The organism is Enterobacter sp. DC4 (genome assembly GCF_000568095.1).
In the GTDB taxonomy this organism is placed as follows: domain Bacteria; phylum Pseudomonadota; class Gammaproteobacteria; order Enterobacterales; family Enterobacteriaceae; genus Enterobacter; species Enterobacter pseudoroggenkampii.
Genome location: NZ_AZUB01000003.1, coordinates 298,102 through 324,621, shown reverse-complemented (window position 1 = coordinate 324,621; position 26,520 = coordinate 298,102). Strand labels below are relative to the sequence as shown.

24 protein-coding genes are annotated in these 26,520 nt (G+C 58.7%); 14 read left to right on the top strand and 10 right to left on the bottom strand.

Going from position 1 to position 26,520, the window contains the following annotated elements:
- Positions 1 to 30: 30 nt before the first annotated feature.
- Positions 31 to 1,134 (bottom strand): hypothetical protein, encoded by a 1,104-nt coding sequence (locus P349_RS25370; RefSeq protein ID WP_152540084.1) that lies wholly within the window; start codon positions 1,132 to 1,134, stop codon positions 31 to 33.
- A gap of 546 nt (positions 1,135 to 1,680) precedes the next feature.
- A complete protein-coding gene (locus P349_RS13310; RefSeq protein WP_032649985.1) occupies positions 1,681 to 2,550 on the bottom strand; it encodes a phosphorothioated DNA-binding restriction endonuclease in 870 nt (289 codons plus the stop codon).
- A 301-nt stretch (positions 2,551 to 2,851) separates the two neighbouring features.
- Between P349_RS13310 and P349_RS25990 the strand changes: the two genes are divergently transcribed.
- From P349_RS25990 to P349_RS13315, 3 genes are all read left to right on the top strand, one after another.
- On the top strand, positions 2,852 to 3,319 hold the full coding sequence (locus tag P349_RS25990) for a SymE family type I addiction module toxin (protein ID WP_081758202.1): 468 nt from the start codon (positions 2,852 to 2,854) through the stop codon (positions 3,317 to 3,319).
- A gap of 161 nt (positions 3,320 to 3,480) precedes the next feature.
- On the top strand, positions 3,481 to 4,011 hold the full coding sequence (locus P349_RS25365) for a DUF2778 domain-containing protein (protein ID WP_023295850.1): 531 nt from the start codon (positions 3,481 to 3,483) through the stop codon (positions 4,009 to 4,011).
- Entirely contained in the window at positions 3,986 to 4,249 is a 264-nt protein-coding gene (locus P349_RS13315) for a hypothetical protein (RefSeq protein WP_032649983.1), read from the top strand. The genes P349_RS25365 and P349_RS13315 overlap by 26 nt, the downstream gene beginning before the upstream one ends.
- Positions 4,250 to 4,335: 86 nt before the next feature.
- On the opposite strand, the gene trpS is transcribed toward P349_RS13315, so the two are convergent.
- Positions 4,336 to 5,337, bottom strand: coding sequence for a tryptophan--tRNA ligase (trpS, locus tag P349_RS13320; RefSeq protein WP_032649981.1), 1,002 nt, complete (start codon positions 5,335 to 5,337; stop codon positions 4,336 to 4,338).
- 199 nt (positions 5,338 to 5,536) lie between these two features.
- Between trpS and fosA the strand changes: the two genes are divergently transcribed.
- Entirely contained in the window at positions 5,537 to 5,962 is a 426-nt protein-coding gene (fosA, locus tag P349_RS13325) for a FosA/FosA2 family fosfomycin resistance glutathione transferase (RefSeq protein ID WP_032649979.1), read from the top strand.
- On the opposite strand, the gene P349_RS13330 is transcribed toward fosA, so the two are convergent.
- Positions 5,948 to 6,955, bottom strand: a complete 1,008-nt coding sequence (locus tag P349_RS13330) for a LacI family DNA-binding transcriptional regulator (RefSeq protein ID WP_032664098.1) — start codon at positions 6,953 to 6,955, stop codon at positions 5,948 to 5,950. The genes fosA and P349_RS13330 overlap by 15 nt on opposite strands.
- Before the next feature lie 185 nt (positions 6,956 to 7,140).
- On the opposite strand from P349_RS13330, the gene P349_RS13335 reads away from it, so the two are divergent.
- Positions 7,141 to 8,229, top strand: a complete 1,089-nt coding sequence (locus P349_RS13335; RefSeq protein WP_032649976.1) for a cellulase family glycosylhydrolase — start codon at positions 7,141 to 7,143, stop codon at positions 8,227 to 8,229.
- Between the two features lie 50 nt (positions 8,230 to 8,279).
- On the top strand, positions 8,280 to 9,674 hold the full coding sequence (locus tag P349_RS13340; RefSeq protein ID WP_032649974.1) for an MFS transporter: 1,395 nt from the start codon (positions 8,280 to 8,282) through the stop codon (positions 9,672 to 9,674).
- 41 nt (positions 9,675 to 9,715) lie between these two features.
- On the opposite strand, the gene P349_RS13345 is transcribed toward P349_RS13340, so the two are convergent.
- From P349_RS13345 to P349_RS13360, 4 genes are read right to left on the bottom strand one after another with little or no spacing between them, the layout of a single operon-like run.
- A complete protein-coding gene (locus P349_RS13345) occupies positions 9,716 to 10,537 on the bottom strand; it encodes an alpha/beta fold hydrolase (RefSeq protein WP_032649972.1) in 822 nt (273 codons plus the stop codon).
- A gap of 30 nt (positions 10,538 to 10,567) precedes the next feature.
- Entirely contained in the window at positions 10,568 to 12,187 is a 1,620-nt protein-coding gene (locus P349_RS13350; protein ID WP_024909511.1) for an MFS transporter, read from the bottom strand.
- On the bottom strand, positions 12,184 to 12,591 hold the full coding sequence (locus P349_RS13355; protein ID WP_032649971.1) for a DoxX family protein: 408 nt from the start codon (positions 12,589 to 12,591) through the stop codon (positions 12,184 to 12,186). Before P349_RS13355 ends, P349_RS13350 begins: the two co-directional genes overlap by 4 nt.
- Positions 12,591 to 14,462 carry an amidohydrolase gene (locus tag P349_RS13360; RefSeq protein WP_032649969.1) on the bottom strand — a complete coding sequence of 624 codons (1,872 nt, stop codon included), beginning with the start codon at positions 14,460 to 14,462 and terminating at the stop codon, positions 12,591 to 12,593. The genes P349_RS13355 and P349_RS13360 overlap by 1 nt, the downstream gene beginning before the upstream one ends.
- Before the next feature lie 219 nt (positions 14,463 to 14,681).
- On the opposite strand from P349_RS13360, the gene P349_RS13365 reads away from it, so the two are divergent.
- The 5 genes from P349_RS13365 (at position 14,682) to P349_RS13385 (ending at position 21,904) form a co-directional block, all read left to right on the top strand.
- Positions 14,682 to 15,368 (top strand): hydrolase, encoded by a 687-nt coding sequence (locus tag P349_RS13365; protein WP_008501349.1) that lies wholly within the window; start codon positions 14,682 to 14,684, stop codon positions 15,366 to 15,368.
- Between the two features lie 61 nt (positions 15,369 to 15,429).
- Positions 15,430 to 15,651 (top strand): DUF1427 family protein, encoded by a 222-nt coding sequence (locus P349_RS13370; protein WP_024909508.1) that lies wholly within the window; start codon positions 15,430 to 15,432, stop codon positions 15,649 to 15,651.
- The gene (locus P349_RS13375; RefSeq protein WP_032649967.1) at positions 15,648 to 15,911 is read left to right on the top strand and encodes a XapX domain-containing protein; all 264 of its coding nucleotides are present in this window, start codon (positions 15,648 to 15,650) and stop codon (positions 15,909 to 15,911) included. The genes P349_RS13370 and P349_RS13375 overlap by 4 nt, the downstream gene beginning before the upstream one ends.
- A 20-nt stretch (positions 15,912 to 15,931) precedes the next feature.
- The gene (locus P349_RS13380; RefSeq protein ID WP_008501346.1) at positions 15,932 to 16,312 is read left to right on the top strand and encodes a response regulator transcription factor; all 381 of its coding nucleotides are present in this window, start codon (positions 15,932 to 15,934) and stop codon (positions 16,310 to 16,312) included.
- A gap of 9 nt (positions 16,313 to 16,321) precedes the next feature.
- Positions 16,322 to 21,904: a trifunctional serine/threonine-protein kinase/ATP-binding protein/sensor histidine kinase gene (locus P349_RS13385; protein WP_032649966.1), complete on the top strand. Its 5,583-nt coding sequence runs from the start codon at positions 16,322 to 16,324 to the stop codon at positions 21,902 to 21,904.
- Between the two features lie 3 nt (positions 21,905 to 21,907).
- Here P349_RS13385 and P349_RS13390 read toward each other — a convergent pair whose 3' ends face one another.
- Positions 21,908 to 22,525 (bottom strand): response regulator transcription factor, encoded by a 618-nt coding sequence (locus tag P349_RS13390; RefSeq protein ID WP_032649964.1) that lies wholly within the window; start codon positions 22,523 to 22,525, stop codon positions 21,908 to 21,910.
- A gap of 283 nt (positions 22,526 to 22,808) precedes the next feature.
- Between P349_RS13390 and P349_RS13395 the strand changes: the two genes are divergently transcribed.
- Together P349_RS13395 and P349_RS13400 are read left to right on the top strand one after the other, a co-directional pair.
- A complete protein-coding gene (locus tag P349_RS13395) occupies positions 22,809 to 23,411 on the top strand; it encodes an ATP-dependent Clp protease proteolytic subunit (protein ID WP_024909504.1) in 603 nt (200 codons plus the stop codon).
- A 135-nt stretch (positions 23,412 to 23,546) separates the two neighbouring features.
- Positions 23,547 to 24,668 (top strand): ribosomal protein uL16 3-hydroxylase, encoded by a 1,122-nt coding sequence (locus tag P349_RS13400; protein ID WP_023293370.1) that lies wholly within the window; start codon positions 23,547 to 23,549, stop codon positions 24,666 to 24,668.
- Positions 24,669 to 24,729: 61 nt separating this feature from the next.
- Here the strand turns inward: P349_RS13400 and P349_RS13405 are convergent, their stop codons facing one another.
- Complete coding sequence (locus P349_RS13405) at positions 24,730 to 26,148, bottom strand: aminotransferase-like domain-containing protein (protein ID WP_032649962.1); 1,419 nt, start codon at positions 26,146 to 26,148, stop codon at positions 24,730 to 24,732.
- 176 nt (positions 26,149 to 26,324) lie between these two features.
- Between P349_RS13405 and P349_RS13410 the strand changes: the two genes are divergently transcribed.
- Positions 26,325 to 26,486 (top strand): DUF1127 domain-containing protein, encoded by a 162-nt coding sequence (locus P349_RS13410; protein WP_032645487.1) that lies wholly within the window; start codon positions 26,325 to 26,327, stop codon positions 26,484 to 26,486.
- Positions 26,487 to 26,520: the final 34 nt, after the last annotated feature.

The following is a 26,520-nucleotide window of genomic DNA, read 5'->3' as shown; positions in this document are numbered from 1 at the left end:
AAAGTATTTATCAACGGGTAGCAGGTCAGTTTAAATATCTAGAGTAAAAAATTCCCATCTACTCCCTTTTAAAATTGCTACTGATGTTTTTGCATTATCAAGATCATAATATCTCATAGTACTGACATTGCCATTGTGCTCAGTGTGATAATAATAGTTTACCAGCCATAAACGACCAGCCTTATCGAAAAAATCTCCTGATAAATGATCTGCTTGAGTCATTAAGTAACCAATTGTGATCAAGAAAAATGGAGCGCCAAAAACACGAAACACCATGGCTTTCGAACTTAGCAGTGCAAGTTCAAGTGGTGTAAGTTTATTAGGTCGCTTTCCGGTTCTTAATCGCACTGACAATATGGCTAGTGAAGGGAATCTTCTCTTGATGAAACTTTCATTTATAGGATTGAAAAACATCAAAAATAAAAGCCCTATACATTCTGGTATAATTATAACTAAGCAAAGAATTATGGTGATAGATAAATATGCTATTGGAGTAAAGAAAATACTAAATGAATTTATAAACTCAGTATAATATTTAGGGTTTAACCCTGTGGTGTATGTCACCCAATGCCTTGCTAGATAATTTGAGATAATATATGAAATGGCTACATATAAGGCTAGTACAACTTTACCAACAAACCCTTTCCAAATTTTAGAAATTATAAATTTAACTCTGTGGTAAATATCAAGCGCAAAGGATAAACTTAGCACTATAATCGTGAGGTAAGTTAAAGCTGATATTTCAAAGTTAAAAATTACTTTTATCGTACCTACTATAAATATACCCAAAGCACCAGTGTGTAACAGAAACTCGTTTATTCTAGTTAACTTATAATATCTTCTTGTGCTTATTACCAATCTCCATGATTTCCTCTTAAAGGAATTTGATGCACTTGGGAATAAAGCTCTTGTTGCAATAATTAAAGGGATGGATATCCATAGCGCTCCTGTCAAAAAAATAGTTTTTGACATCAAATAAGTTATTGATGGGTTTTTTAATGTAAGTGCATTTGCTGTGGCAATAATTAAGCACCCTATCATCGTCTTGATTATTAGGTTACCAAATTTCTTACTGCGTGCTTTAGTCAAAATTTCACATCCTGTCTGAGTTTTGTCCTGCTTAATATCTAACATTATACGCGACTTTGAATCTATTAAGCGTTATATAATAATTCACAACTAAGTTACTTCATATGGTCTTGCTATGCAAGATCAGTAAAAGTACGAATAGGGATGGCCGATAATATCTACCAGAATTAGGGGGGCGCTTTTAGGTGGGGATTTCCTTTCGTTTTATGTATTACAGGTGAAATAAAATATTATTAGCACTGCATATTAGAGATGAAGGCTCTAATTAAGAACAATTCTATGTTAGGGAAACAAAGAACTTTGTATCTTTCACTTTGGAATAGCCTAACTAAGGTTGGTTGGAAGGATGTGAATGATTCAAGCTACTTTGATTGCATTTGTAATCTCGTAGTAAATTGTTCTTGAAAGGTATTGTATTGGTTATGCTGAAGCGTATATAGATGGAAATAACGTATAACAATTTTAAATTTTTAAGTTCTTGTGTCGTCGAATTTAGGGAAGAAACAATTGTCTATATATGGTCCGCATATTTATTGATAAATACTTATTATTCAGTTGACTTGCCTTGATGCACGAGTCTGGGCTTCGAACTCATTCCCTGAAAACCTCCTTCCGATGCCATTCCACAAACCCCTCTCCTGGATAATTCCCTTTTAATACAGGCAACGCAATCTGCTTCCCAGCAAAATCCCAGAACAGCCGCCCAACAATCCCGCCCCCATTCACCGCCTCGGAAACCAATACGCGCATACTCTCATCCAGCCCAATCGATCCCTTATCAAACGCCTTATGATGAATCGCACACAACGCCAGTCCGTTCGGGATCTCACACGGCCCGCCAAACTGCTTCCACTTGATATGTGCAGCTTCAAGTCCAACGGAGGCATTATCATGCCGCATATTGAAACCGCAGATTGCGCACTCATAGTTATAAGCACGCAGCACCTGCTGACGGAACAGCGGATCGCGAACCTTACGGATCTGCTGAATATCAAAACCCATCTCATCAGCGATCTCTTCCTGAATGCTTTCAGGAAAATGCGCTTCAAGGATCTGCTGCGCCAGCGAGCCGATCAGGTTTTTGTTCTTACTCAGCAGCGCAAAGTGTTCTTCATCAAACCCGCCTGCGACGTTATGTTCCACAAGTTCTTTTACTGGTGGCTGTTTGCTACCCGTGGTTGAACAGAACTCGGTATTTTGAAGATCCCAAAAGCCATCCCTCTTAAGCCGCCAGAAGGGCATATTTGGGTAATGCGTCTTCCGCTGTGGGCCAAAGCGTTCTAACAGGCTAAGCAACTGCTCGTGGACCTCGGTTCTGTAATCAAACAGTCGCGCATGCCCCTGCTGATAGTTCGCCAGCACGTAAAGAAGCAATAAAGGCTTATGCGGCGCACGCTGTTCGCCTTTGCGCCAGATAGTGATGTCGGCAATTGCCTGTTCGAGAGTTTTGCTGGAAGCCATCGCGTTACGGAAGAAGGTAAATAATTGCGATGATGCTCGCAAAACTCAGACCAATCAACCCACAATCAACAAAAACATGACCTTACCGCACACAACACTAATTCCTGAATCCCCCTCGCAAATTCCAAATTTACCTCACCAGAAACCGCTGTATTTATATTCAGCCCTGTATAATGAGAACCAGAAATTACGCCGAACGGCAAAGGAAGTATGAAGGAATATTTAAAGAGAGAATTCGCGATATGAAGGTGCTGCAACACCCCCATACCGCTAACCACAACCAACTATCGAGGAGTTGAAAATGGCTGCGACGAATTTTAAGCCAGAGTTTACTGTTTGCAAAACAGAATCAGACGCTTTCACCGGCATGATTGAAAACTGCGAGCTGGTACGCAAAAACAGCGCCCGCCGTCTGCACGGCAACCAGCCCAACGCGGCGCCCGTCCACCCTCGCGCGGAAACGCCGCAGGACAGTGCAGCCTGCTGTGAACTCTATGCACGCATAGACATGAAATACCTTCTACTGGGCGGAGACTGGTTAACCCGTGCAGGCTTTATCAACGGTATGCCAGTAAAAATCCGCGCTATGAAAGACTGCATTGTGATTACTCCACAGCATACAAGAGAATTATGGGGATGTCTGGAAGGTATGAGCGTGGTGAATATCAATAAGCAGAAAGTCGCGCAGTGGTTAAAAACGTTTCCGGGGGCGTTGAATGATACGGGAGATATACCTATTGTGAAGCGCGGAAATGGTCGGGCAGAATAATATCTAAAATCTCCTTTCATTAATCCTGTAAAAGGATGAGTTAATACGGACGTGAATACACATGTCCGTATTTTTTGTTTTTTACATGAATTATCTAACTCCGCTGGTGCATTCTATAAATCGGTTGTAAAATTCTCCGCAAAGCGACAGGGAGGATTGCTATGCAGATTTGTAGGATGGATTACAACGATGTCTCAGCCGATGGAAGAAGGCTGAAACTACACGTTTATGGCGTTGGGACGTTTCCCGTTTTTTCAGGGATAGAACCCGTAACCAATATTGCAGAGTGCGCCTTTATCAGGAATGCAGCATTACCTGTGGGTACGTACTGGATCGTTGATGCGCCGGAAGGCAGTATTGCTAATCGGGTTGAGCGGTTTGTAAAAGACTTCAAGAACGGGACCGATCATTCTGAATGGTTCGGCTTGTTTAATGCATCGACCATGGCTGATAACGTATTTGTAAATGGGGTCGACAGAGGCTCATTTCGACTTCATCCATTGAGACCGAATGGTGAAGGAGAGTCGTGGGGATGCATAACGTTCTATAATATCCCTGATTTTCAACTGGTCAGACAATCTTTGCTTGCACGTAAGAAGATTCGTGTTCCTGGTGGTAAAGGGTTGATGGCATATGGACGTATTGATGTGACAGGAAGGGCTGATTATGCTTCATGCAAAGTTAAAAAATAATATCCTGATTGGCCTGGCGTGCCTCATTGCTTCCTTCTTTATCGTCCTGTTTCCTCTGGGAGGTTTGCTCGATTACTTATCTCAAGTCAGCAATGAGTTTTTAAATCGTACCGGTCTGGGGTTTGCTGATGGTGAAGCAGACCCATCATTCCTGTGGGTGTTGGGGGGGATGATGGTCGTCGTTACCGTATTACTGATGAGCATCATCAGAAAGATATGCAACCTGAAGCAGGGATGAAATATTTCATAGCCGCTTTCTAAAACAATTAAGCGGCGTCATGCCAATCCCACACTCCGCCGCCCAACCTCAATCAACTCACCTCATCAAAACACCGGCACTCCCAGCCCCACCTTCACCTCCCTCAACGTCTCCTGCGTCACCCCCTGCGCCCGTTCCGTTCCGCGCTTCAGCATCGCCATCAGCTCCCCCTTGTCCTGCATATACACCGCCCTCCGCTCCCGCATCGTCGCAATCAGCTCCTGCAAATACCCCTCCAGCTCGTTCTTGCACGCCCGGTCCCCAAGCCCGCCCGCCTGATAGTGCGCCTTCATCGCCGCCACTTTCTCCTTGTCCGGATGAAACGCGTCGAGGTACGTAAACACCACGTTCCCCTCAATCTGCCCCGGGTCGCTCACCTTCAGGTGGTTCGGGTCGGTGTACATGGCGCTGACCGCACGGTGAATCGTCTCTTCGCTGGCCGAAAGGTGCAGCGTGTTGCCCAGCGATTTCGACATCTTGGCGCTGCCGTCGATGCCGGGCAGGCGGCTGGTGTCGCTCAGCATCGCCTTGCAGTGGCGCAGCACCGGGGCGGGCAGCAGGCTGTTCATCTTGTGGACGATCTCGTTGGTCTGCTCAATCATCGGCAGCTGGTCGTCGCCGACGGGCACGCACTCGGCCTTAAACGCGGTGATGTCCGCCGCCTGGCTGATGGGGTAGGCCATAAACCCGACCGGCAGCGAGCGGGCGAAGCCCTTCTGCGCAATCTCGTTTTTCACCGTCGGGTTACGCTCCACGCGGGCGACGGTGACGATGTTCATGTACAGCATCGTCAGCTCGGCGAGGGCGGGCAGGGCGGACTGCAGGCAGATGGTGGTCAGGTTCGGGTCGATGCCCGCGGCGAGGTAGTCGGCCAGCACTTCGGGGATGTTGTCGCGGATCTTCTGCGGGTTGCTACCGTTGTCGGTCAGCCCCTGCAGGTCGGCAATCAGCACAAACTGGCTGTGCGTCTGCTGGAGCGCCACGCGCTGGCGCAGGGATCCGACGAAGTGGCCGAGGTGCAGCGGGCCGGTTGGGCGATCTCCGGTGAGGATGGTTGGCGTGTTCATAAAGACTCCTTAACGTTGTAATGCCGAAAGGGGTCTTAGGTGTGAGAAAGCCGCCTTTCGGCGGCTATCTGAAAATGGGAAAAACTACTCCGTGCCGCCTTTAAGAAGGCAGCCACCAGCGGTTTACGGTGAGCACGGCGTGGTTTATGTTCATCTCTTTACCGTACCACGTCCGGCGCGAAAAACAAAAGGGCACGTCATGCTGCAATCACTCAACCATCTGACCCTCGCGGTCAGCGACCTGCAAAAAAGCGTCACCTTCTGGCACGAGCTGCTGGGCCTGACCTTGCACGCCCGCTGGAATACCGGGGCCTATCTCACCTGCGGCGATCTGTGGGTCTGCCTGTCGTACGATGAGGCGCGCCAGTTCGTGCCGCCGCAGGAGAGCGACTACACCCACTACGCGTTTACCGTGGCGGAACAGGATTTTGAACCGTTCTCGCAGAGGCTTGAGCAGGCGGGCGTTACCGTCTGGAAGCAGAACAAAAGCGAGGGGGCGTCGTTCTATTTTCTCGACCCGGACGGCCACAAGCTGGAGCTGCACGTGGGCAGCCTCGCCGCGCGGCTGGCGGCGTGTCGCGAGAAGCCCTATGCGGGCATGGTGTTTACCTCAGACGAGGCTTGAGGCGCGCACCTTCAGCCTGCCCGCCAGCGTCACGTGCGTGGCGGCATCTTCCTGATTGCACAGGTACTCCACCGCCAGCCGTCCCAGCTCGCTGTAGGGCAGCTGGATACTGGTCAGCGGCGGGGTTAGCTGCTCGGAAATCTTCTGGTCGTCGTAGCCCGCCAGCAGCATGTCCTGCGGGATGCGCACGCCGTTCACCGCCAGCGCCTGATAGCAGCCAATCGCCAGCCAGTCGCTGGCGCAGAAGATGGCGTCCGGGCGCTCGGCCAGTTCCAGCAGAGAGGTCGTCGCGGTAAAGGACTCGCTGAACTGCCAGTTGGTCTGGCGCACCAGACCGTCGTCGCACGCGAGTCCGGCCTGCTGCAGCGCGGCCTGGTAGCCCGCCAGACGCTGGCGCGAGGCCTCCATCCAGCTCTCGCCGGTGATGTGGGCGATGCGCGTCGCCCCGCAGGCGATGAGGTGTTTAGTGACCTGGAAGGCGTTGGCGTAGTCGTCCGGGATAAACGACGGCAGCAGCGGCGAGCCGGGATCGCGCTGGTTGAGCAGCACCAGCGGGATGCGGGTGCAGTCCTGGAAGGCCGTCATGTCCACCAGCGTGGTGACCGGAGACGCGAGAATAATCCCGATGCAGTTGCGCTTCTCCAGCTGGCGGATGATGTTCAGCGCCAGCTCAATGTCGTCGCCGTAGTCGTAGACGGTGAGCAGGGTCTCGTTGCGCCACGCGGCTTCCCGCGCCTGGCTGATGGCGTCGATAAACGGGTCGAAGCTCTGCAGCGAGCTGACCAGCAGGGCGATCTCTTCCTGGTTGCGCGGGGCGTGAACGGCGGGGAGGCGGTCGTAGCCGAGCTCGGTGGCGACGCCAATGACCCGCTGGCGGGTGTCGTCGCTGAGCTTGATGTTGCGGGACTGGTTAAGCACCAGCGATACCGTCGCCTGCGACACCCCTGCCGCCCGCGCAATATCGTTCATCGTCACTTTTGTTTTTCGCTTCATCCGTCCTCTCCCTTTCGCGACTTCGCATCATACCCTAACCGCACGCTTACGCGCCGTCGATCACGTTTCTCATTCATCGAAGCGTGAACTTTGTGAGGGGCATCGCTTTTCTTCGTGCGAGAAATTGCGCATTTATCCCACAACTAATATTTATTAGCTAAATATTATCAGTAAGAGGACGCGTAATGAAAGAGCAGTGGAGCAGGGAGCAGGCACAGGCGTGGTATCAGCAGAAGGGCTGGCTGTGCGGGTTTAACTATCTGCCGTCGACGGCGGTGAACTGGACCGATATCTGGCAGGCAGAGACCTTCGACGCCGGGACGATTGACCGCGAGCTGGGCTGGGCGGCGGAGGCGGGCTACAACACCCTGCGCATCAACCTGCCGTTTATCGTCTGGGAGCACGACCGCGACGGGCTGATGGCGCGCATCGACCGCTTTTTGACGATTGCCGACGGTCGCGGGTTCAGCACCATGCTGACCCTGATGGACGACTGCGGCTTCTCCGGCGACGAGCCGTACCTCGGCCCGCAAAAGCTGCCGGTGCCGGGCAAGCACAACAGCCAGGCGGCGGCGAGTCCGGGGCGCGACAAGGTGTGCGATCCGGACTGCTGGGCAGACATTGAGCGCTATATCCGCGACGTTGTCCGCCAGTTCCGCGAGGATAAGCGCGTGCTGCTGTGGGATCTCTACAACGAGCCGGGCAACCGCGGCATTTTCGCGACCGGCACGCAGGAGGTGCAGTACGACGCGAAGCTGGAGACCTGCGCCCATAAGCTTATGAAGCTCGCATTCCAGTGGGTGCGTGAAGAAGACCCGACCCAGCCGCTCACCGTCTGCGCGTGGCGTCTGCCGCCGGAAGAGGAGGGCGAGACGTTCTTCCAGCATCCGCTGGACCAGACCGCGCTGGCGCTCTCGGACGTGGTGAGCTTCCACGCCTACACCCACACCGGGCGCATGACGGCGATTATTCAGCAGCTGCAGGCGCTCGGTCGCCCGCTGTTCTGCACCGAATGGCTGGCACGCCACGTGGGCAGCACCATCGAAGAGCAGCTTCCGCTGATGTACGCGGCGAAGGTCGCGCCGTACCAGTGGGGGCTGGTGCGCGGCAAAACCCAGACGTGGCTGCCGTGGCCGGTGGTGATGAAGGAGTCCACGGACTACTGCCGTCTCTGGTTCCACGACGTGTTCGAGGAGAACGGCATTCCGTTCTCGCGCCGTGAAATCGCCCTGATGCAGCAGCTGCGCAAGATCGCCCCGCAGGCGCAGGGCTAATAATATCGACCCGGCGGTCCACCGCCGGGCAACCAGGCAGGCATATAACAATGGCAACGACAATGAAAATACCGTCTCGCGAGCTGTGGTCTTATTTTGGTTATGGTTTAGGTCAGTGTTTTAGCTTTGGTTTAGTGGGTTCGTTTATTAACTATTTTTACACCGACGTGCTGGGGATCTCGGCACTGGCGGCGAGCACCATCTTTCTGATTGCCCGCGCGTGGGACGCGGTTCACGATCCGCTGTTTGCCAGCATTATGGACACCATTAACAGCCGGTTCGGCAAGTTTCGCCACTTTTTGCTGATCGCCCCGCTGCTGATCACCGGCGTCACGCTGCTGTCGTTCTATAAAATCGAAGCGGACATGACCACCAAAATCCTCTATGCCGGGGTGACCTACATCCTGTGGGGGACGCTGTACGCCATCTCCGATATCCCGTTCTGGTCGATGTCGTCGGTGATGACCAACGACTCCGGGCAGCGCACCCGCGCGGTAACGGCGGCGATGCTCGGGGTGAACGCCGGGATTGCCTGCGCCAACATCTTCTTCCCGAAGCTGGCGGCCTATTTCGCCCAGTACAGCAATGACAAAGGCTACTTTATGGCGGCGCTGGTGATGATGCTGGTGGGCCTGCCGCTGATGCTTAACGGCTTCATGCAGATCAAAGAGCGCGTGCCGCCGAGCCCGGAAAAGGTGACCATTCGCGACACCTTCCATAACCTGCGCCAGAACAAGCCGCTGTTTATCGTCCTGCTGTCGTTCTTCTTCTGCGTGTTCCACAACGTGGCGGGCGGTCTCTATATCTACTTCTTTATCAACAATCTGGGCGACGGCAGCCTGCAGATGGCGATTGGCGTGATGGGGATTGTCGCGGCGGTGCTGTGTCTGGTCGCCCCGATGCTGACGCGCCGGATGCAAAAGCGGAAGTTGTTTATGATCCTCTGCGGGCTGGACGTGGCGGTGCGCGTGGTGATGTGGTTTGTCGGCTATCAGCAGGTGACGATGCTGTTTATTCTGCTCGGCCTGAGCACGCTGTTCGTGATGATGACCAACATCCTCACCTCGTCGATGATTGCCGACACCATCGAGTACGCGGAGTACCACACTCATAAGCGCTGCGCGGCGATTACCTTCTCCGGGCAGACCTTTACCGGCAAGATGTCGGTGGCGGTAGGCGGCGGGTTAATCGGCGTGTTTCTGACGATGATCGGCTACGTGCCGCAGGCGCAAATCCAGAGCGAGAGCGTACTGTCGGGGCTGTTCTTCGGGATTTGCCTGCTGCCGGCAATAGGGTCGCTGATTCGAATGGGCTTCATGTCGCGCTTTACCTTTACCGAGGAGAAGCACGCGGAGATTTGTCGGCTGCTGGCGGAGCGCAACGCGTCTGCGAAAGCGCCGGGTGGCGGCTGCGCCTTACCCGGCCTACAGGACCAGCCCTTGTAGGCCTGATAAGCGAAGCGCCATCAGGCTTCGCTTTTTAAGACTTACAGCGACTTCACAAACGCCAGCAGATCTTCGTTGAGCTGGTCCTGGTGGGTCAGCGCGAAGCCGTGCGGCGCGTTGTCGTACACCTTCAGCGTGGCGTTTTTGATCATCTCCGCCGCCAGCTTGCCGGTGCTTTCAAACGGCACGATCTGGTCGTTGCTGCCGTGAATCACCAGCGTCGGCACGTCGATTTTCGCCATATCCGGGCGGAAGTCGGTTTCGCCGAACGCGGTCACGCAGTCGATGGTGCCCTTCAGGGACGCCAGCAGAGCGATGTTCAGCGTCTGGGTCAGGGCACCAGCAGAGACGGTCTGCCCGGCGTTGGTGCCGTAGAACGGGGTGGCGAAGTCGCTGATGAATTGGGCGCGATCTTTACGCAGTCCGTCGCGAATGCCGTCGAACACGCTCTGATCCACACCCTGCGGGAAGGTCTCAGATTTACCGAAGATTGGCGTCACCGCGCCCAGCAGCGCCAGACCGGCCACGCGCGCGCTGCCGTAGTTGTTGATGTAGCGGGTCACGTCGCCGCCGCCCATGGAGAAGCCCACCAGCGTCACGTCCTGCAGGTCCAGGGTGGTGATCAGGTCGTTGATGTCGGACGCAAAGGTGTCGTAGTCGTAACCGTTCCACGGCTGATCCGAGCGGCCAAAGCCGCGGCGGTCAAAGGCGATGGCGCGGAAGCCGCGCTCGGCCAGGTAGTTCAGCTGGCTGTCCCACATGTCGCCGTCCAGCGGCCAGCCGTGGCTGAAGAGAACCGGTTTGCCCGCGCCGCAATCTTTGTAGTAAATCTGCGTGCCGTCTTTTGCCTTAAACGTTGCCATAGTGTGTTCCTGTGCAGGTGATGGTTATGGTTATACCGGCGCGACCAGATAGCGAATGGCCGGTGATGTTGTGCCCTGATGAAAAGCCAGAACGCGGCTTTGCAGCAGGAGGTCATTCATGGTGTGGCGCTCCTGCTGGCGCAGATGCTCAATCCACGAGCCCATCAGGAAGGTCTCGATAAACAGGCCGGGACGCTCAATATCCTCGTACACCGCCCAGCTCATCGCCCCGGCGCGGCGTCGCACCCGGCGCAGCTCGTGTACCGCCTCCAGGAAGGCTTTTGCGTTGTGCGGGTCGATGATGTACTCGTGCGAGACCAGCACCGGGCCGCGCTCGTTCGGCAGGTCGATCTCCACGCCGTCCAGCGGCTGGCCGCTCAGGTCGAGGTTTAATTCCGGGTCTTTCTCCAGCTTCCAGCGGAACACGGTGGCGCTTGCCAGCACCATCCCCAGCGTGGCGACAACCAGCGCGGTCGGGGTGCCGAACCGGGAGGCTATCTGCCCCCAGATGGCGCTGCCTGTGGTCATCGAGCCGAAGAACACCGTCAGGTAGACCGCCAGCGCCCGGGCCTTCACCCAGCGGGCAGCGCTGCGCTGGGCGCCCAGGTTCAGCGTCGAGAGCACCGCAATCCACGCGAAGCCGGTGAAGAACTCAAACAGGTTGAGCAGCCAGACGTGGCGCACAAACGCCAGCGCCAGCATGGTGAGGGCAAAGACCAGGCTCGCGGCCACCATCAGCCGGTCGGCGTTCAGCCGCTGGCGCAGGCGCGGCAGCAGGATGGCCCCGGCAATGGCGCCCAGGCCAATGCACGCCAGCATCACGCCGTAGCCCGCCGGGCCCAGGCCCAGCTCGCGGCGCGCCACCAGCGGCAGTAGCGCCCAGCCCGCGCTGCCAAAGACAAAGAACGCCACGGTGCGCACCAGTACGTTGCGCAGCACCGGGGCGGCGTGCACGTAGCGGATGCCGGTGCGCACCGCAGAGAAGAAGTGCTCCGGCGGCAGACGCTGAATGGACGGGGCCGGACGCCAGCGCCACAGCACCCACGCCACGCCCACCACGGACAGCGCGTTCAGGGCAAACACCATCCACGGCCCGGCGAGCGACAGCAGGAAACCACCCAGCGCGGGGCCAATCGCCCGGCTGATGTTCACCCCCAGCGAGTTCAGCGCCACGGCGGCACCCAGCTCCGGCTTGCTCACCAGATCGGGCACCACGGCCTGGAACGGCGGCGAGCTCATCGCCGCCCCCACGCTCAGCAGAAACGTCGCCACCAGCAGCACGGTGGGGGTGACGTGTCCGGTGAAGGAGAGCGCCGTCAGCCCGGCGGCGGCGATGAACACCCACAGCTGGGAGAAGAGCAGGTATTTACGCCGGTCGACGATGTCCGCCATCACCCCGGACGGCAGGGCGAAGAGGAACATCGGCAGGCTGCTGGCCGCCTGCACCAGCGCGATATCCAGCGGGTCGGCGCTCAGGGTCAGCATGCTCCAGTTGATGCCGACGTCGCTCATCCATGAGCCGACGTTAGAGACCACCGTGGCGATCCACAGCATGCGGAACACCGGCTGGCTCAGCGGCTGCCAGGGTGAAACCGTCGGTGCGGGCGTCGTCTCGACGTGTGCGTCGCGAACGTCGTTAACCTGGGTCATGCGAACCTCTCCGTTGCCTTACGCTGCAGCCGCCACTGGCCCGGCCCGGTGAGGGCAAGGGTGGTGAAGATAATCAGCAGCAGCCAGCCAAACTGCCCTTCGGCAATCGACCAGTTCGGGTGGACCGCCAGCATCGCCACCAGCAGCACGGCGATAATCGGCAGGCACGCCAGACGGGTGTAGACGCCCGCAATGATCAACAGCGGGCAGATCACCTCGGCGACAATCGCCGGGATCAGGCTCGCGTAAGGCCCGAAGCCGAACGGATCTTCAATGCGCGTCAGCTCTTCGCTGAAGTGCAGCACCTTCGGCAGGCCGTGCACGTAGAGCAGCAGCAGGCTGCCGGTCAGGCGCAGGAAGAACAGCCCCAGGTCGATCCGGGGCGGCATAGTGGTGTTTTTCATCAGAATGCAAAGCAGCTGCAGCCCAGCGCCCCCCAGAAAGCGTTATCGTCGGACACCGGCATCGCTGACGTGCGGGCGAAATCGTGCTGGTGGCTGTGAACCCCGCACGGGCCGCTGCAGTGGTGAGCCACACTCATACCCACGCGTGCGACCTGCGGCGGCGCGCTGCGGTAGTGGCCCGGCACCTTGACCACCGGTGACCACTCGGGCAGGACCGGGATGGCCGGCGGCGCGAGCGGGCCAAAGCTGCCCGCGGCGTAGACGATGTCGCCGTTGACCACCGTGAGAACGGACTCGATGCCCTTGATCTCCTCTTCCGGCACGCGGAAATAGTCTTTGCTCAGCACCGCCAGGTCGGCGAGCTGGCCGACCTTAATCTGCCCCTTCTGGTTCTGCTCGCTGGAGAACCACGCGCTGCCCTGGGTCCAGAGCATCAGGGCCGTATCGCGGTCCAGACGGGCGCTGTGATCGTACATCTGCATCCCGCCGACGGTGCGGCCGGAGACCAGCCAGTAGAGCGCGGTCCACGGGTTGTAGCTCGCCACGCGGGTGGCGTCCGTCCCTAAGCCCACCGGTACGCCGGTCTCGAGCATTTTCGCCACCGGCGGCGTATGGCGGGTGGCTTCGATGCCGTAACGCTCGGCAAAGTATTCCCCCTGGAAGGCCATGCGGTGCTGCACGGCAATGCCGCCGCCGAGCGCTTTGATGCGGTCGATGTTGGCCTGTGTGACGGTTTCCGCATGGTCGAAGAACCAGTGCAGGCCGTTGAACGGAATATCGCGGTTCACCTTCTCGAACACGTCCAGCATGCGGCTGATGGATTCGTTATAGGTGGCGTGCAGGCGGAACGGCCAGCGGTGCTCCACCAGATGGCGCACCACGCGCTCCAGCTCGTCCTCCATGCCCGGCGCAAGGTCCGGGCGCGGCTCGAGGAAATCTTCAAAATCGGCGGCGGAGAAGACCAGCATCTCGCCCGCGCCGTTGTGGCGGAAGAAGTCGCTGCCCTGGCCCGGCGTGAGCATGTCGGTCCATTTTTCAAAGTCTTCCAGCTCGTGGCCCGGACGCTGGGTAAACAGGTTGTAGGCGATGCGGATGGTCATCTGCTTTTTCTCGTGCAGCTCGGCGATCACCTCGTAATCTTCCGGGTAGTTCTGGAAGCCGCCGCCCGCGTCGATGGCGCTGGTCAGCCCCAGACGGTTAAGCTCGCGCATGAACTGGCGGGTGGAGTTGACCTGCTGCTCCAGCGGCAGCTTCGGCCCTTTGGCCAGCGTGGCGTAGAGGATCATGGCGTTTGGACGGGCAATCAGCATCCCGGTCGGGTTGCCGTTGGCATCGCGCTGGATCTCCCCGCCCGGCGGGTTTGGCGTGTCTTTGGTGTAGCCGACCACCTTCAGCGCGGCGCGGTTGAGCAGGGCGCGGTCGTACAGGTGCAGGATGAAGACCGGGGTATCCGGCGCGGCGTCGTTAATTTCGTCCAGGGTTGGCATGCGGCGCTCGGCAAACTGGAACTCGGTCCAGCCGCCCACCACGCGCACCCACTGGGGCGACGGGGTGCGCAGCGCCTGCTCTTTCAGCATCCGCAGGGCGTCGGCCAGGGACGGCACGCCTTCCCAGCGCAGTTCAAGGTTGTAATTCAGCCCGCCGCGGATCAGGTGCAGGTGCGAGTCGTTGAGGCCGGGGATGGCGGTGTGGCCTTTCAAATCCACCACTTTGGTGCCGTCGCCGTGGTGCTGCATCACCTCGGCGACGGTACCCACTTCCAGAAATTTTCCGTCGCGCACGGCAACGGCTTCCGCGACAGGATTCTCGCGATCGACGGTGTGAAACTGGCCGTTAACCAGAATGAGATCGGCTTTACCTGGGGTAACCATAAACTGCTCCTGACTGAGAGGGGAATGGTCAGGATTATGGGAACCGGTTTCGGCAAAGATCCAGTTATACAATAGGATAGGTATACCAAAGTATAACTATACCTAAGGTTAACTATACGAAGAGATAATTACGCGCGGAGAGGGAAAACCGCAGGATGAGGGTGACTTTATCGCCGTGGCACTCGCGGCGATTTCTACCCTTAACCACTGGAAAATGCTATGACCTCTTCAAAGCTCGAAGTGTTAACCCCTGCGAACTGTCAGATCATCTTTATCGATCACCAGCCTCAGATGGCGTTTGGCGTGCAGTCGATTGACCGCCAGGTGCTGAAAAACAACACCGTGGCGCTGGCGAAAGCGGCTAAGGTGTTCAACATCCCGACCATTATCACCACCGTAGAGACCGAAAGCTTCTCCGGTAATACCTATCCGGAACTGCTGGACGTGTTCCCGGGCCAGGACATTCTGGAGCGTACCTCCATGAACTCCTGGGACGACCAGAAGGTGCGCGACGCGCTGAAGGCCAACGGCAAGAAGAAGGTGGTGGTTGCCGGTCTGTGGACCGAAGTGTGCAACAACAGCTTTGCCCTGTGCGCCATGCTGGAAGGCGACTACGAAATTTATATGGTGGCGGATGCGTCCGGCGGCACCTCCAAAGAAGCCCACGACTACGCGATGCAGCGCATGATCCAGGCGGGCGTGATCCCGGTGACCTGGCAGCAGGTGATGCTGGAGTGGCAGCGAGACTGGGCGCGTAAAGAGACCTACACCGCGGTGATGGACATCGTGCGCGAGCACTCCGGCGCGTACGGCATGGGCGTGGATTACGCCTACACCATGGTGCACAAAGCGCCGTCTCGCCAGAAGAGCGAGCACCGCACCTTAGCGCCGGTCCCGGCTCGCTAAGTCCCGTCGGCGGGCTGGTCCCTCATCCGGCTCGCCGCTGCCTCTTTCTCTGGAGTTCACGATGAGTACTGGGCTGATATCCCTTGCGGCAGGCGTGTTGATTGGCCTGATGTATGCCGTGCTGAAGGTGCGCTCCCCCGCGCCGCCCGCGCTGGCGCTGATTGGTCTGCTGGGGATGCTGGCGGGTGAACAGGCGACGCGCCATCTCTTATCCCGCGACGGCGCCCCACCTCCTCAGGTGACCGTTCCGCAGGCGGCATCGCAGACGGGAGCGTCATCATGAAAGCATGGATAATTTCGCTGGTGTGCGGCGTGGTTGCTGGGGTAATTTACGCTCTGCTCGACGTCCATTCCCCGGCACCGCCGGTTGTCGCCCTGCTTGGCCTGTTCGGCATGCTGGTGGGCGAACAGCTTATCCCGGTGGGACGACGTTTACTGAGTCGCGAACCGCTCACCCTCGCCTGGTTTCGTCACGAATGCGTACCGAAAATCAGCGGCACGGCGCCCCCTGCGCCCGCGAAGGACCCTCGCGACATTAAATGACTGGTTAGAGGAATAACAGCATGACGCTGCCGTGGCGCATTGCCATCATTGATGACGAACGTTCCGTCCGCAGCGGGTTGAGTAATCTCCTGGAGTCGGAAGGCTATTCAACCGACACGTTTGATTCGGCAGAGGTATTTCTGAGCCATCCGCTTGCCCTGTCCGGCGCGGCGCTGGTGATCACCGATATCAAGCTCCGGGGCATGAGCGGCCTTGAGCTGTTTGACAAGCTGCGGCTGCTGGCCGTACCGCCTCCGCCCGTGCTCTTTATCTCCGGTCATGCTGATGAAAATATGCAGCGGTACGCTCTCGGTCTGGGCGCCGCTGCTTTTTTGCGTAAGCCGATTAACATCGATATTCTGCTGGATCATATTCAGCGGGAGCTGGCCCGCCGACAATAAGGATCGCGGATGAACGAACACGAGCAGCCTGCATTCTGGCCCGCCCAGGGGAATCTTCACCAGGGGCGGGTTTTTGTCCTTAAAGAGGATGTGATTTTTACCGTGCTGGCGCAGGAGGGCGGAATCGCCTGGATGCATGCGCGACATCCTCATTCCGGCGGCTCGTTCATTATCGCCACCGCGGTCAGCGACGAAGAGGAAGAGCGGGCCACCCGGCTGCTGAAAAACGAGTTTGCACTGCGTGACGCGCTGCAGGACAGCTGGGCCATTCGCGCCGTCGCGTCCACCCAGTACCGGGGACGCTTCGCGCTGGTGTACGCCCCGTTTTCGTTTGAGCTGCTGGCGCGGCGCGCGGGCAGGGCGATCTCGGGGATCGCGCGCTTTATCGAGCTGGCGATCCAGATCTGCGTTCCTCTGCGCCAGATGCATCTGCAAAACCTGATCCACGGCGATATCAAGCCCGGCAATATTTTTGTTCATCACGATGCCACCTGCCGTCTGGGCAGCTTTGGCCTTTCATGCAGCCTCTCCGGCGCCTTCGCGCAGACCCGGCTTGCCGTTTCAGGCGGCACGCCGGCGTATATGTCCCCGGAGCACACCTCCCGCACCCAGCGCCCCGTCGATGGCCGCAGCGATCTCTACAGCCTCGGCGTGGTGCTGTATGAACTCCTGACCGGACGCCTGCCGTTTGAACTGGGGGAGGACGATCGGACCAACTGGGCGCACTACCATATTGCCTCGGCACCGCTGGCCCCGGATGCGATACGCCCGGACGTGCCGGGAATGCTGTCGACCATCATCCTGAAGCTGCTGGAGAAGCACCCCGATAACCGCTACCAGACGGTTGACGGGCTGATTGCCGACCTCCGCCGCTGCCAGGCGACGTTGACCGGCGAGGGCGAGATCGTCGCCTTTACCCCCGGCCAGCAGGACCGCACCCCGGCTATTCTTCTGGCGGACTCGCTGTTCGCGACGCATCCGCAGGCGAATGACGTCATTGCCGCGTTTGAGCGGGTGGGGCAGAACCGCGTGCCGGAGCTGGTGACCATCGGCGGGCCGTCGGGGATCGGCAAATCCTCCATCATTGCGACGGCGTTAAAAACGCTCCAGCAGCGTACGGTGCTGCTGGCGGTGGGCAAAGTGGATCAGTTTTCACCGTCATTGCCCTACGGCGTATTAAGCTCTGCATTCCGCCCCCTGACGCTGCACCTACTGGGCCTGCCGGCAGACGAGGTGGCGAAGTGGAAAATCCGTCTTTCTCGCGCCCTGGAAGGACACGAGGCGCTGGCCGTCAGCCTCGTGCCCGAGCTGGGCCTGCTGCTTGAGCGCAAGCCGCGCTTCCCGGCGGATACGTTTTCCATTGATGCCCGGGCGCGCTTCAGCCATATGGTGCTGGCGCTGGTGAAAACCTTTGCCTCGCAGGGCTGCCCGCTGGTGCTGGTGCTCGACGATCTCCAGTGGAGCGACGCCGCCAGCCTGCATACGCTCAACTATCTGCTGGTGAACTGCGGCGCGATCCCGCTGCTGGTGGTGGTCGCTCACCGCGATATCGGTTCGCTGTCCGAACCCACGCTGCAACAGCAGCTGGCGAGCCTGCCGGAGGCGGCACAGCACGCGAGCGAAATTGTCCCGCAGGCGCTGTCGGTCAAAGCCGTCTCCCGCTGGCTGGGGACGGTATTTCGCACCCGCAGCACGGCGACGACCGACCTCGCCACGCTGATCCATGAAAAGACCGGGGGCAACCCGCTCTTTGTACACGAATTTTTCCGCCGCATCGTCGATGACGGGCTGGTGGTGCACAACAAATATCAGGACAAGTGGCACTACGATCTGCAGGCGATCCGCGCCCGGCATTACACCGAAAACGTCGTCACCCTGGTGCTGGAGAAGCTGGAAGAGCTGCCCGACGAGACGCGTCGCCTGCTGGGCAGCCTTGCCTGCCTCGGCGGCACGGGCGAAATGGAGATGATCTGCCGCGTGGTTGGTATATCGATGGCGGAAATGCGCTACGCGCTGCATCCGGCGGTCATGGCGCAGCTGATCGTGCTGACGGAAAAAGCGTACTCCTTCACCCACGACCGGGTGCAGGAGGCCGCCTTTGCGCTGCTGGATCGGCATGAGAAAAGCCATCTTCATCTGACCACCGCCAGCCTGCTGGCCGACGCCGCGCGGCAGGCGGCGGGGAACGAGCTGCTGTTCCGCGCCGTACATCACGTCACGGCCGCGCTGGACAGCATCCAGCCCGCCCCGCAGCGCCAGATGTTCCGCGAGCTGAGCCTGCTGGCCGCGCGACGCGCGAAGCGTTCGGGGGATTACCTTTCGGCGTTGAGCTATATCCAGACTGCCCGAGCGCTGGGCAACGCCGGGACGGTGTCAGACTTTATGCTCGATATCGAAGAGGCGGGCTGCGAGTTTGCGCTGGGGCACCTGGAGCGCACCCGCGAGCTGTGTGACGCCATTCTCGGGTGCCCCGGCGGGCTAACCGAAAAGGCGCTGGCGGCCAATCTGCTGGTGGAAGTGTACATTCGCCAGTCGGATAGCCGTCTGGCGCTGGAGGCGGCGCTCTGCTGGCTGGGGGTATTTGGTATTCAGATCGGCCGCTATCCGGAAGATGCCGACTGCGATGAGGCCTGGGAACACTTCTGTAATCGCGCGGGCGACGCGCCGCAAACCCTGTTTGCCCCGCTCTCGCGGATGGATAACCCGGAAACCGAAGCGGTGATGAACCTGCTCTACAGCGCCAGCATTTGCGCCAGCTTCATCTGTCCGCGCCTGCACTTTTTGCTGCTTTGCCGCATGATGCACCTGACGCTCGACCACGGTATTACCGGCGCCTCCACCACGGCGATGGCCTGGTTTGGCGTGCTGATGGGCCACCGCTACGCCGAGTATCGCCTCGGCTTCCAGTACGGCACCCTGGCCCGCGAGCTGGTGAATCGCCACGGCTACGACGCGTTCGAAGCCAAAACCCTGCTGCCGCTCGACCAGCTCAGCGTCTGGACCCAGCCTTTATCGTTTACCATCGAGTGCGCGAAGGCCTGCTTTACCTCGGCGGTGACCCACGGGGATATGACGATGGCCTGCTTTGCAGCCTGCCACCAGGTCATTAACTTCCTCTCCCGGGGCGATCACCTGGACGGGGTGCTGACCAGCATCGATCGCGGCCTGGCGTTTGTGCGTAAAACCCACTTCCAGGACGTGGAGACCATCTTGATGGTCCAGCGCGGCTACGTTGAGTTCCTGCGTACGCCGGTCATCGGCACCTGGAGCGCATCGCAGGTGCTGCCGGAGGCATTGCTGCCCGCGTCGCCGGAGCAGGCGCCGGAGCAGACCTCCACCATGCTGTTCTGGTACTGGCTCTACCGCGGCATGGCCCACTTTACCTGCGGCGAGTATGCCGACGCGCAGGCGGATCTCGAGATGGCGGGGTGGTACGCGTGGTCTGCGCCGGGGCACATCCATCTGCTGGATTACCATCTTTACAGCGCGCTGGCGCTTTCGCGTCAGCTGACGCCGGAGACCTTCTCGGCGAACCACCGCCGCAGCATTCACGCCCACTACGACAAAATCGCCCTCTGGGCGCGCATTAATCCCGGCACGTTCGCGGATAAAGAGGCGCTGATCTACGCCGAAATCGTGCGTCTGGACGGGATGAACAGCATCGCGCTTGAGCAGTATGAGAAGGCGGTCCGGCTCTCCCGCGAGGGCGGGTTTAATCCGATAAACGCCCTGGCCCACGAGCTGGCGGGGCGCTTTGCGATGGCCTGCGGCTACCCAACCGCCTCGGACGCACACTTCCGCGGCGCAATTGCCGCCTGGGGCCGGGCGGGCGCGCAGGCCAAGGTGCGCCAGCTGGAGCAGGATTTCCCGCATCTGCTGGCCTCCGGGCAGGCGAGCGCCTATGACACGGTGGCGTTCGCCCAGAACGAGACCATCCGCGATCTGCAGAGCGTCATCAAAGCCTCCCGCGCGCTGTCGGAAGAGATCAACCTCGAGCGCTTAATCGAAAACCTGATGACGATCCTCCTCGAACGCGCCGGGGCGCAGCGCGGCCTGCTGCTTCGCGTGAGCGATAACCTGATCCCGGAGATCGAGGCCAGCGCCTGGACCAGCACCGAAGGCGTGCGGGTGCGGATCCTGAAAGACGTGCCGACGGCGACCGACATGCCCCTGTCGGTGCTGGCGGCGGTGATCCGCACCGGGCAGGAGATCCGCACCGGTAAGCCGGAGGAGTTTCACCCCTTCAGTCAGGATCCCTATCTGGTGACCTCGGGGGCGGCCGTCATGTGCGTCCCGATGTTCAAACAGGCGCGGCTGGTGGGCGTGCTCTACCTGGAAAACCGCCTGATGCCGGAGGTTTTCACCGCCGAGCATTCTCGCGTGGTGAGCCTGCTGGGGGCGCAGGCCGCGGTGTCCCTGGAGACGGCGCGGCTGTACGCCGAGCTGCTGGGGGAGAACATCCAGCGCCGTCGGGTGGAAAAAGAGCTGCGCGCCAGCCAGACCTCGCTGATGCTGGGCGAGCAGATCAGCCACACCGGCAGCTGGCGCTGGGAGCTGGAGCAGGATCTGATGTTTGTCTCGGAGGAGTACGCCCGCATCCTCGGCCTGCCCGAGCAGCAAAAGATGATCTCCATGGCGGAGTTTTTGACCTTCGTTCATGAAGACGATTACGCCCGCATCAGCGCCATCGTCACGCAGAGCGTGCGCGAAGGGCTCTCCATGCGCGCGGAGTTTCGGGTCAAGCGTACCGACGGTTCAACGCGCTATATCCTCGGGATTGGCGATCCGGTGGGCGTGGGCAGCGAGGTGAACGAGTATTACGGCATCATCACCGATATCACCAGCCAGCGCGCCGCGGAGGATGCCATGCGGGTGGCGCAGGCGGATCTGGCGAGGGTGTCCCGCGCCACCACCGTCGGGCAGCTGACCTCCTCCATCGCCCACGAGATCAACCAGCCGCTGATGTCGATCGTCTCTAACGCCGGAGCGAGCCTGCGCTGGCTCAGCCGGGAGCCGGCCCGGCTGGATAAAGTGCGGGAAGGGCTGGAAGAGATCGCCGCGGAAGGCGCGCGGGCGGGGGAGATCATTCGCAGCATCCAGTCCCTGACGCGCAAGCAGGATCCCACCTTCTCGCGCATCGATCTCCACTATCTGATCCACCATATCATCGCGCTTTCCCGCAGCGAGCTGGAGCAGCGACACATTAGCGTTGATTACCTGTTGAAGGCGCAGGACAGCTTTATCACCGGCGATAGCGTGCAGATCCAGCAGGTGCTGCTTAACCTGGTGATGAACGCCGTTGAGGCGATGGCCGAGGTGAAGGATCGCGCCTGCACTATCACCCTCAGCACCAGCAACGCGGACGGAAAAGCGATCGTTGAGATCGCCGATACCGGGAGCGGCATTGAGCCCGAGCGGCTGGAGCAGATCTTTGACTCGTTCTACTCCACCAAAGCGCAGGGGATGGGGATGGGGCTGACCATCAGCGCCAGCATCATTGAGCGCCACTGCGGGAAGCTGAGCGCGCGCCGCCGGGAGCCTTACGGCACGGTGTTTGCCTTTGCGCTGCCGCTGGCGGTACAGGAAGGGTAAACGTTACTCCGCAGGCTGGCTTTTGGTCAGGCGCTCAACGGCCCTGACCAGCTCTGCCACGGAGCGCACCTGCATTTTCTCCATTACGCGGCGGCGGTGCACTTTCACCGTGATCTCGCTGACGCCCAGCTCGGCGGCAATTTGCTTGTTCAGCATGCCGCTTATCGCCAGCGTGAGCACCTCGTGTTCGCGCGGCGTGAGGGAGAGATGGCGCTGCTTCAGGGCGTAGTGCTCTTTATTGCGCTCGGCGTTGTTCTCCGCCAGCTGCAGCGCGGACTCAATGGCGTCGATAAGCGCGGTGGATTCGACGGGTTTGGTAAGAAATTCGTAAGCGCCGCCTTTAATGGCGCGCACCGACATCGGGATGGTGCCGTGGCCGGTGAGAAAAATAATCGGGATCTCGCGCCCGCTGTCCTTGAGGGCATCTGCTACATCAAAACCGGAGATGGTGGGCATTTGCATATCGAGGACCACGCACGAAGGGAGCTCTTCAAAGCGGTGCTGAAGAAACGCTTCTGCCGATGAAAAGCCGATGGCGTTTAAGTCTGCGGATTCCAGCAGCCCGATCACGGACTGTCTGACTGCGTCATCGTCATCAACCACATACACAATGTGTTCCATTCACCGCCCCGGTGCTGTTTTACATGTCGAGGATGCAAACAGCCCCAGGAGTGACGTAAGGGACTGTTTATGCTGACTTTCATCTTAACACATTAAATATAATTATCATTTAACAATATGATAATCATATGAAGTATAGCGATCCGGGCGGGGGCGGTGAAAGAACGAAACGCGTGCAACATGGGCAATGTGCATGAGCTCCCTCGTGATTTGCCGGTGAGGACTTTGATCGGTAAAACAGGCTACACTCTGGTTTTGAGCGCTAAATGCTGAGGACATAACAATGCACTACACACTGAAAGAAAGCGACAAGGAAAAGGCGGAAGGGTCAAACGGCGCGGGCGCTCTGCAGCAAAAACTGCTGGAGTCTCGTTCGATTGTGATTTCCGGTGAGATCAACCAGGAGCTGGCGCAGAAAGTGATCACCCAGATGATCCTGCTGCAAAGCGTCAGCAACGATCCGATCAAGCTGTACATCAACAGCCAGGGCGGTCACGTGGAAGCGGGCGACACCATCCACGACTTCATCAAATTCATCCGCCCGGAAGTCCACGTCATCGGCACCGGCTGGGTGGCGAGCGCCGGGATCACCATCTTCCTGGCCGCGAAAAAAGAGCACCGCTACTCGCTGCCAAATACCCGCTTTATGATCCACCAGCCGCTGGGCGGCGTGCGCGGTCAGGCGACGGATATTGAGATCGAAGCGCGCGAGATCATCCGCATGCTGGATCGCGTGAACAAGCTGATCGCCGACGCTACCGGCCAGCCGCTGGAAAAAGTGAAAAAAGACACCGACCGCAACTTCTGGATGTCGCCGGCGGAAGCGCTGGACTACGGTATCGTGGGTAAACTGATTACCCATTATGACGAACTGAAGCTGGATTAAGTTTTCGCGGCGTGTTTGTGTCGGGTGGCGGCTTCGCCTTACCCGACCTACACGTGCGGGTTTGACCCATGACAAGTTCCCCCTCTGCCTTCTTGCCTATAATCGCGCCTGTTTCCCCTCTTACTGGTGCTACCCATGGCGTATCAACTGAACCTGAACTGGCCGGAATTTCTTGAGAAATATTGGCAAAAACAACCCGTCGTGCTGAAAAATGCCTTCCCGAACTTTGTCGACCCGATTACCCCGGACGAGCTGGCGGGGCTGGCGATGGAGCCGGAGGTCGATAGCCGTCTGGTGAGCCATTTCAACGGCAAATGGCAGGCCAGCAATGGCCCATTCGAGCACTTTGACGATCTGGGCGAAACCGGCTGGTCGCTGCTGGCGCAGGCGGTGAACCACTGGCATATGCCCGCCGCGGAGCTGGTGCGTCCGTTCCGCGTTCTGCCGGACTGGCGTCTGGACGATCTGATGATCTCCTTCTCCGTGCCGGGCGGCGGCGTGGGTCCGCATATCGATCAGTACGACGTGTTTATCATTCAGGGGATGGGCAGCCGCCGCTGGCGCGTGGGTGACAAGCTGCCGATGCGTCAGTTCTGCCCGCATCCGGCGCTGCTGCATGTGGATCCGTTCGAGCCGATCATCGACGAAGACCTGGCCCCGGGCGATATCCTCTACATTCCGCCTGGATTCCCGCATGACGGTTTTACCCATGAAACGGCACTCAACTACTCCGTCGGCTTCCGCGGGCCGAACGGTCGCGATCTGATCAGCAGCTTCGCCGATTACGCGCTGGAAAACGATCTGGGCGGTGAGCACTACAGCGATCCGGATCTGACCTGTCGTGAACATCCTGGCCGCGTCGAGCAGTACGAGCTCGATCGCATTCGTCAGATGATGATCGACATGATTAGCAAACCCGATGATTTCACAAAATGGTTCGGCAGCTTTGTCTCCACGCCGCGCCACGAGCTGGATATCGCCGCCGCCGAGCCGCCGTACGCGCCGGAAGAGGTGCTGGACGCGCTGCAGGGCGGCGAAACGCTGTCTCGCCTGAGCGGCCTGCGCGTGCTGAACATCAACGGCAGCTTCTTCATCAACAGCGAACAGCTGGAGACGGTAGACGCGAAGGCGGCGGATGCGCTGTGCCGCTACACCGAACTCGGTCAGGCCGAGCTGGGCGATGCGCTGAAAAACCCGGCGTTTGTCGAAGAGCTCACCGGGCTGATTAACCAGGGATACTGGTACTTCGACGAGTAGTGCTGCACGGTTTTCTCCCTCTCCCTGTGGGAGAGGGTCGGGGTGAGGGCATCAGGCCGCACTAGCCCTCCTCCATCGCAATCACAATCGCTTCACCCAGCTTCTTCAGCGCCTCGCGATGTTTCTCCGTCGGCGGCAGCGCCACGTTGATCCGCAGGCAGTTACGGTACTTCCCTGATGCGGAAAACAGCGACCCGGCCGCGGCCTGGATCTTCAGCCGGCACAGCTGCTTGCTGACGCACACCATATCGACCTTCTCCGGCAGCTCAATCCACAGCAGGAAGCTCCCCTGCGGGCGCGTGACGCAAATCTCTGCCGGAAAATACTGCCGCACCCAGCAGGTGTAGGTTTCCATATTCTGCTGATAAATCTGGCGCATACGGCGCACGTGGCGATGGTAATGACCGTCGCGAATAAACGCCGCCACCGCCATCTGCGTTCCCGGCACGTTAAACCCGCCCGCGGCGTATTTCATGTGCATCACCCGGTCGTAGTAGCGTCCCGGCACAATCCAGCCGACGCGCAGGCCCGGCGCCACGGTTTTGGTAAACGAGCTGCAGAGGATCACGCGGCCGTCGATATCCATCGAATGAATGGTGCGCGGGCGCGGGTACTCCGCCGCCAGCTCGCCGTAAATGTCATCCTCGACAATCACGATATCGTGCCGCTGGGCGAGGGCCAGCACCTGCTTTTTCCGCGCTTCCGGCATGATAAATCCGAGCGGATTATTGCAGTTGGGCACCAGGATCACCGCCTTGATCGGCCACTGCTCCATTGCCAGCTCTAACGCTTCGATGCTGATCCCGGTCTCGGGATCGGTAGGAATTTCAATTGCCTTGATGTCAAACCCGCGCAGCATCTGCATGGTGCCGTGAAACGACGGCGATTCCACCGCCACGATATCCCCCGGTTTACACACCGAGAGCAGGGCGATAGACAGCGCGCCGTGGCAGCCGTTGGTAATGACAATGTCGCTTGCCGAGACGGTCGAGCCGCCGTCGAGCATCAGGCGGGCGATCTGCTCACGCAGCTCCAGGCGCCCGTCGAGCACGTCATAGCTCAGCATCTCGCCGGGATTATGCTGCGCGATGCGGCTCATCTCGCGCCACAGGGGCTTCAGGCTCGGCTGGTTAATGTCCGGCGAACCGCCGCCGAAGGAGATCATCTCTTTGTCGGCGCGGGCGTCCAGCAGCATCATCACCTCATCCCACTGGGTAACGTCCACGGGGCGCTGCACCGGGCGCGTCATCGCCGGGACGGGCGGCTGGGCTTTGCGCGGTGAGACAAAATAGCCGGAGCGCGGCTGAGGCGTGATCAGCTGGAGGTTTTCGAGGATCTGGTAGGCCTGCTGTATGGTGCTGATGCTCACGCCGTGCTCCTGACTCAGCGTGCGCACCGACGGCAGACGTTCGCCGCTGCGATACAGCCCTTGCTCAATGCGTTCAGCCAGAAGATTGGCCAGATGTTGGTAGCGTGTCATGCTGTATCCTTTGTTTTTACCATACAGATTATAAAACCAGTACAGATTGCTGCGAAAATTGCCATGCAGATACTGTTTTAGCGGATCTGTATGTTAAACAAAAGTTGTTTTTGCATCTGTATTGCACGGGTGGATTTCCGGGATGATAACCCCACTGACACAGTGAGGAGAGCATCATGGAATTCTACGAGAATCGTTCAAAACGTCCGTTTATTGTGTTCGTCTGGATCGGAAAAACGATCTGCAACTGGTATCGCATCAACCGTACCCGCCGCATATTGAGCCAGATGAGCGACGAGCAGCTCAAGGACGTTGGGTTGTCCCGCAATGATATTTAAACCGTAGGCCGGGTAAGGCGAAGCCGCCACCCGG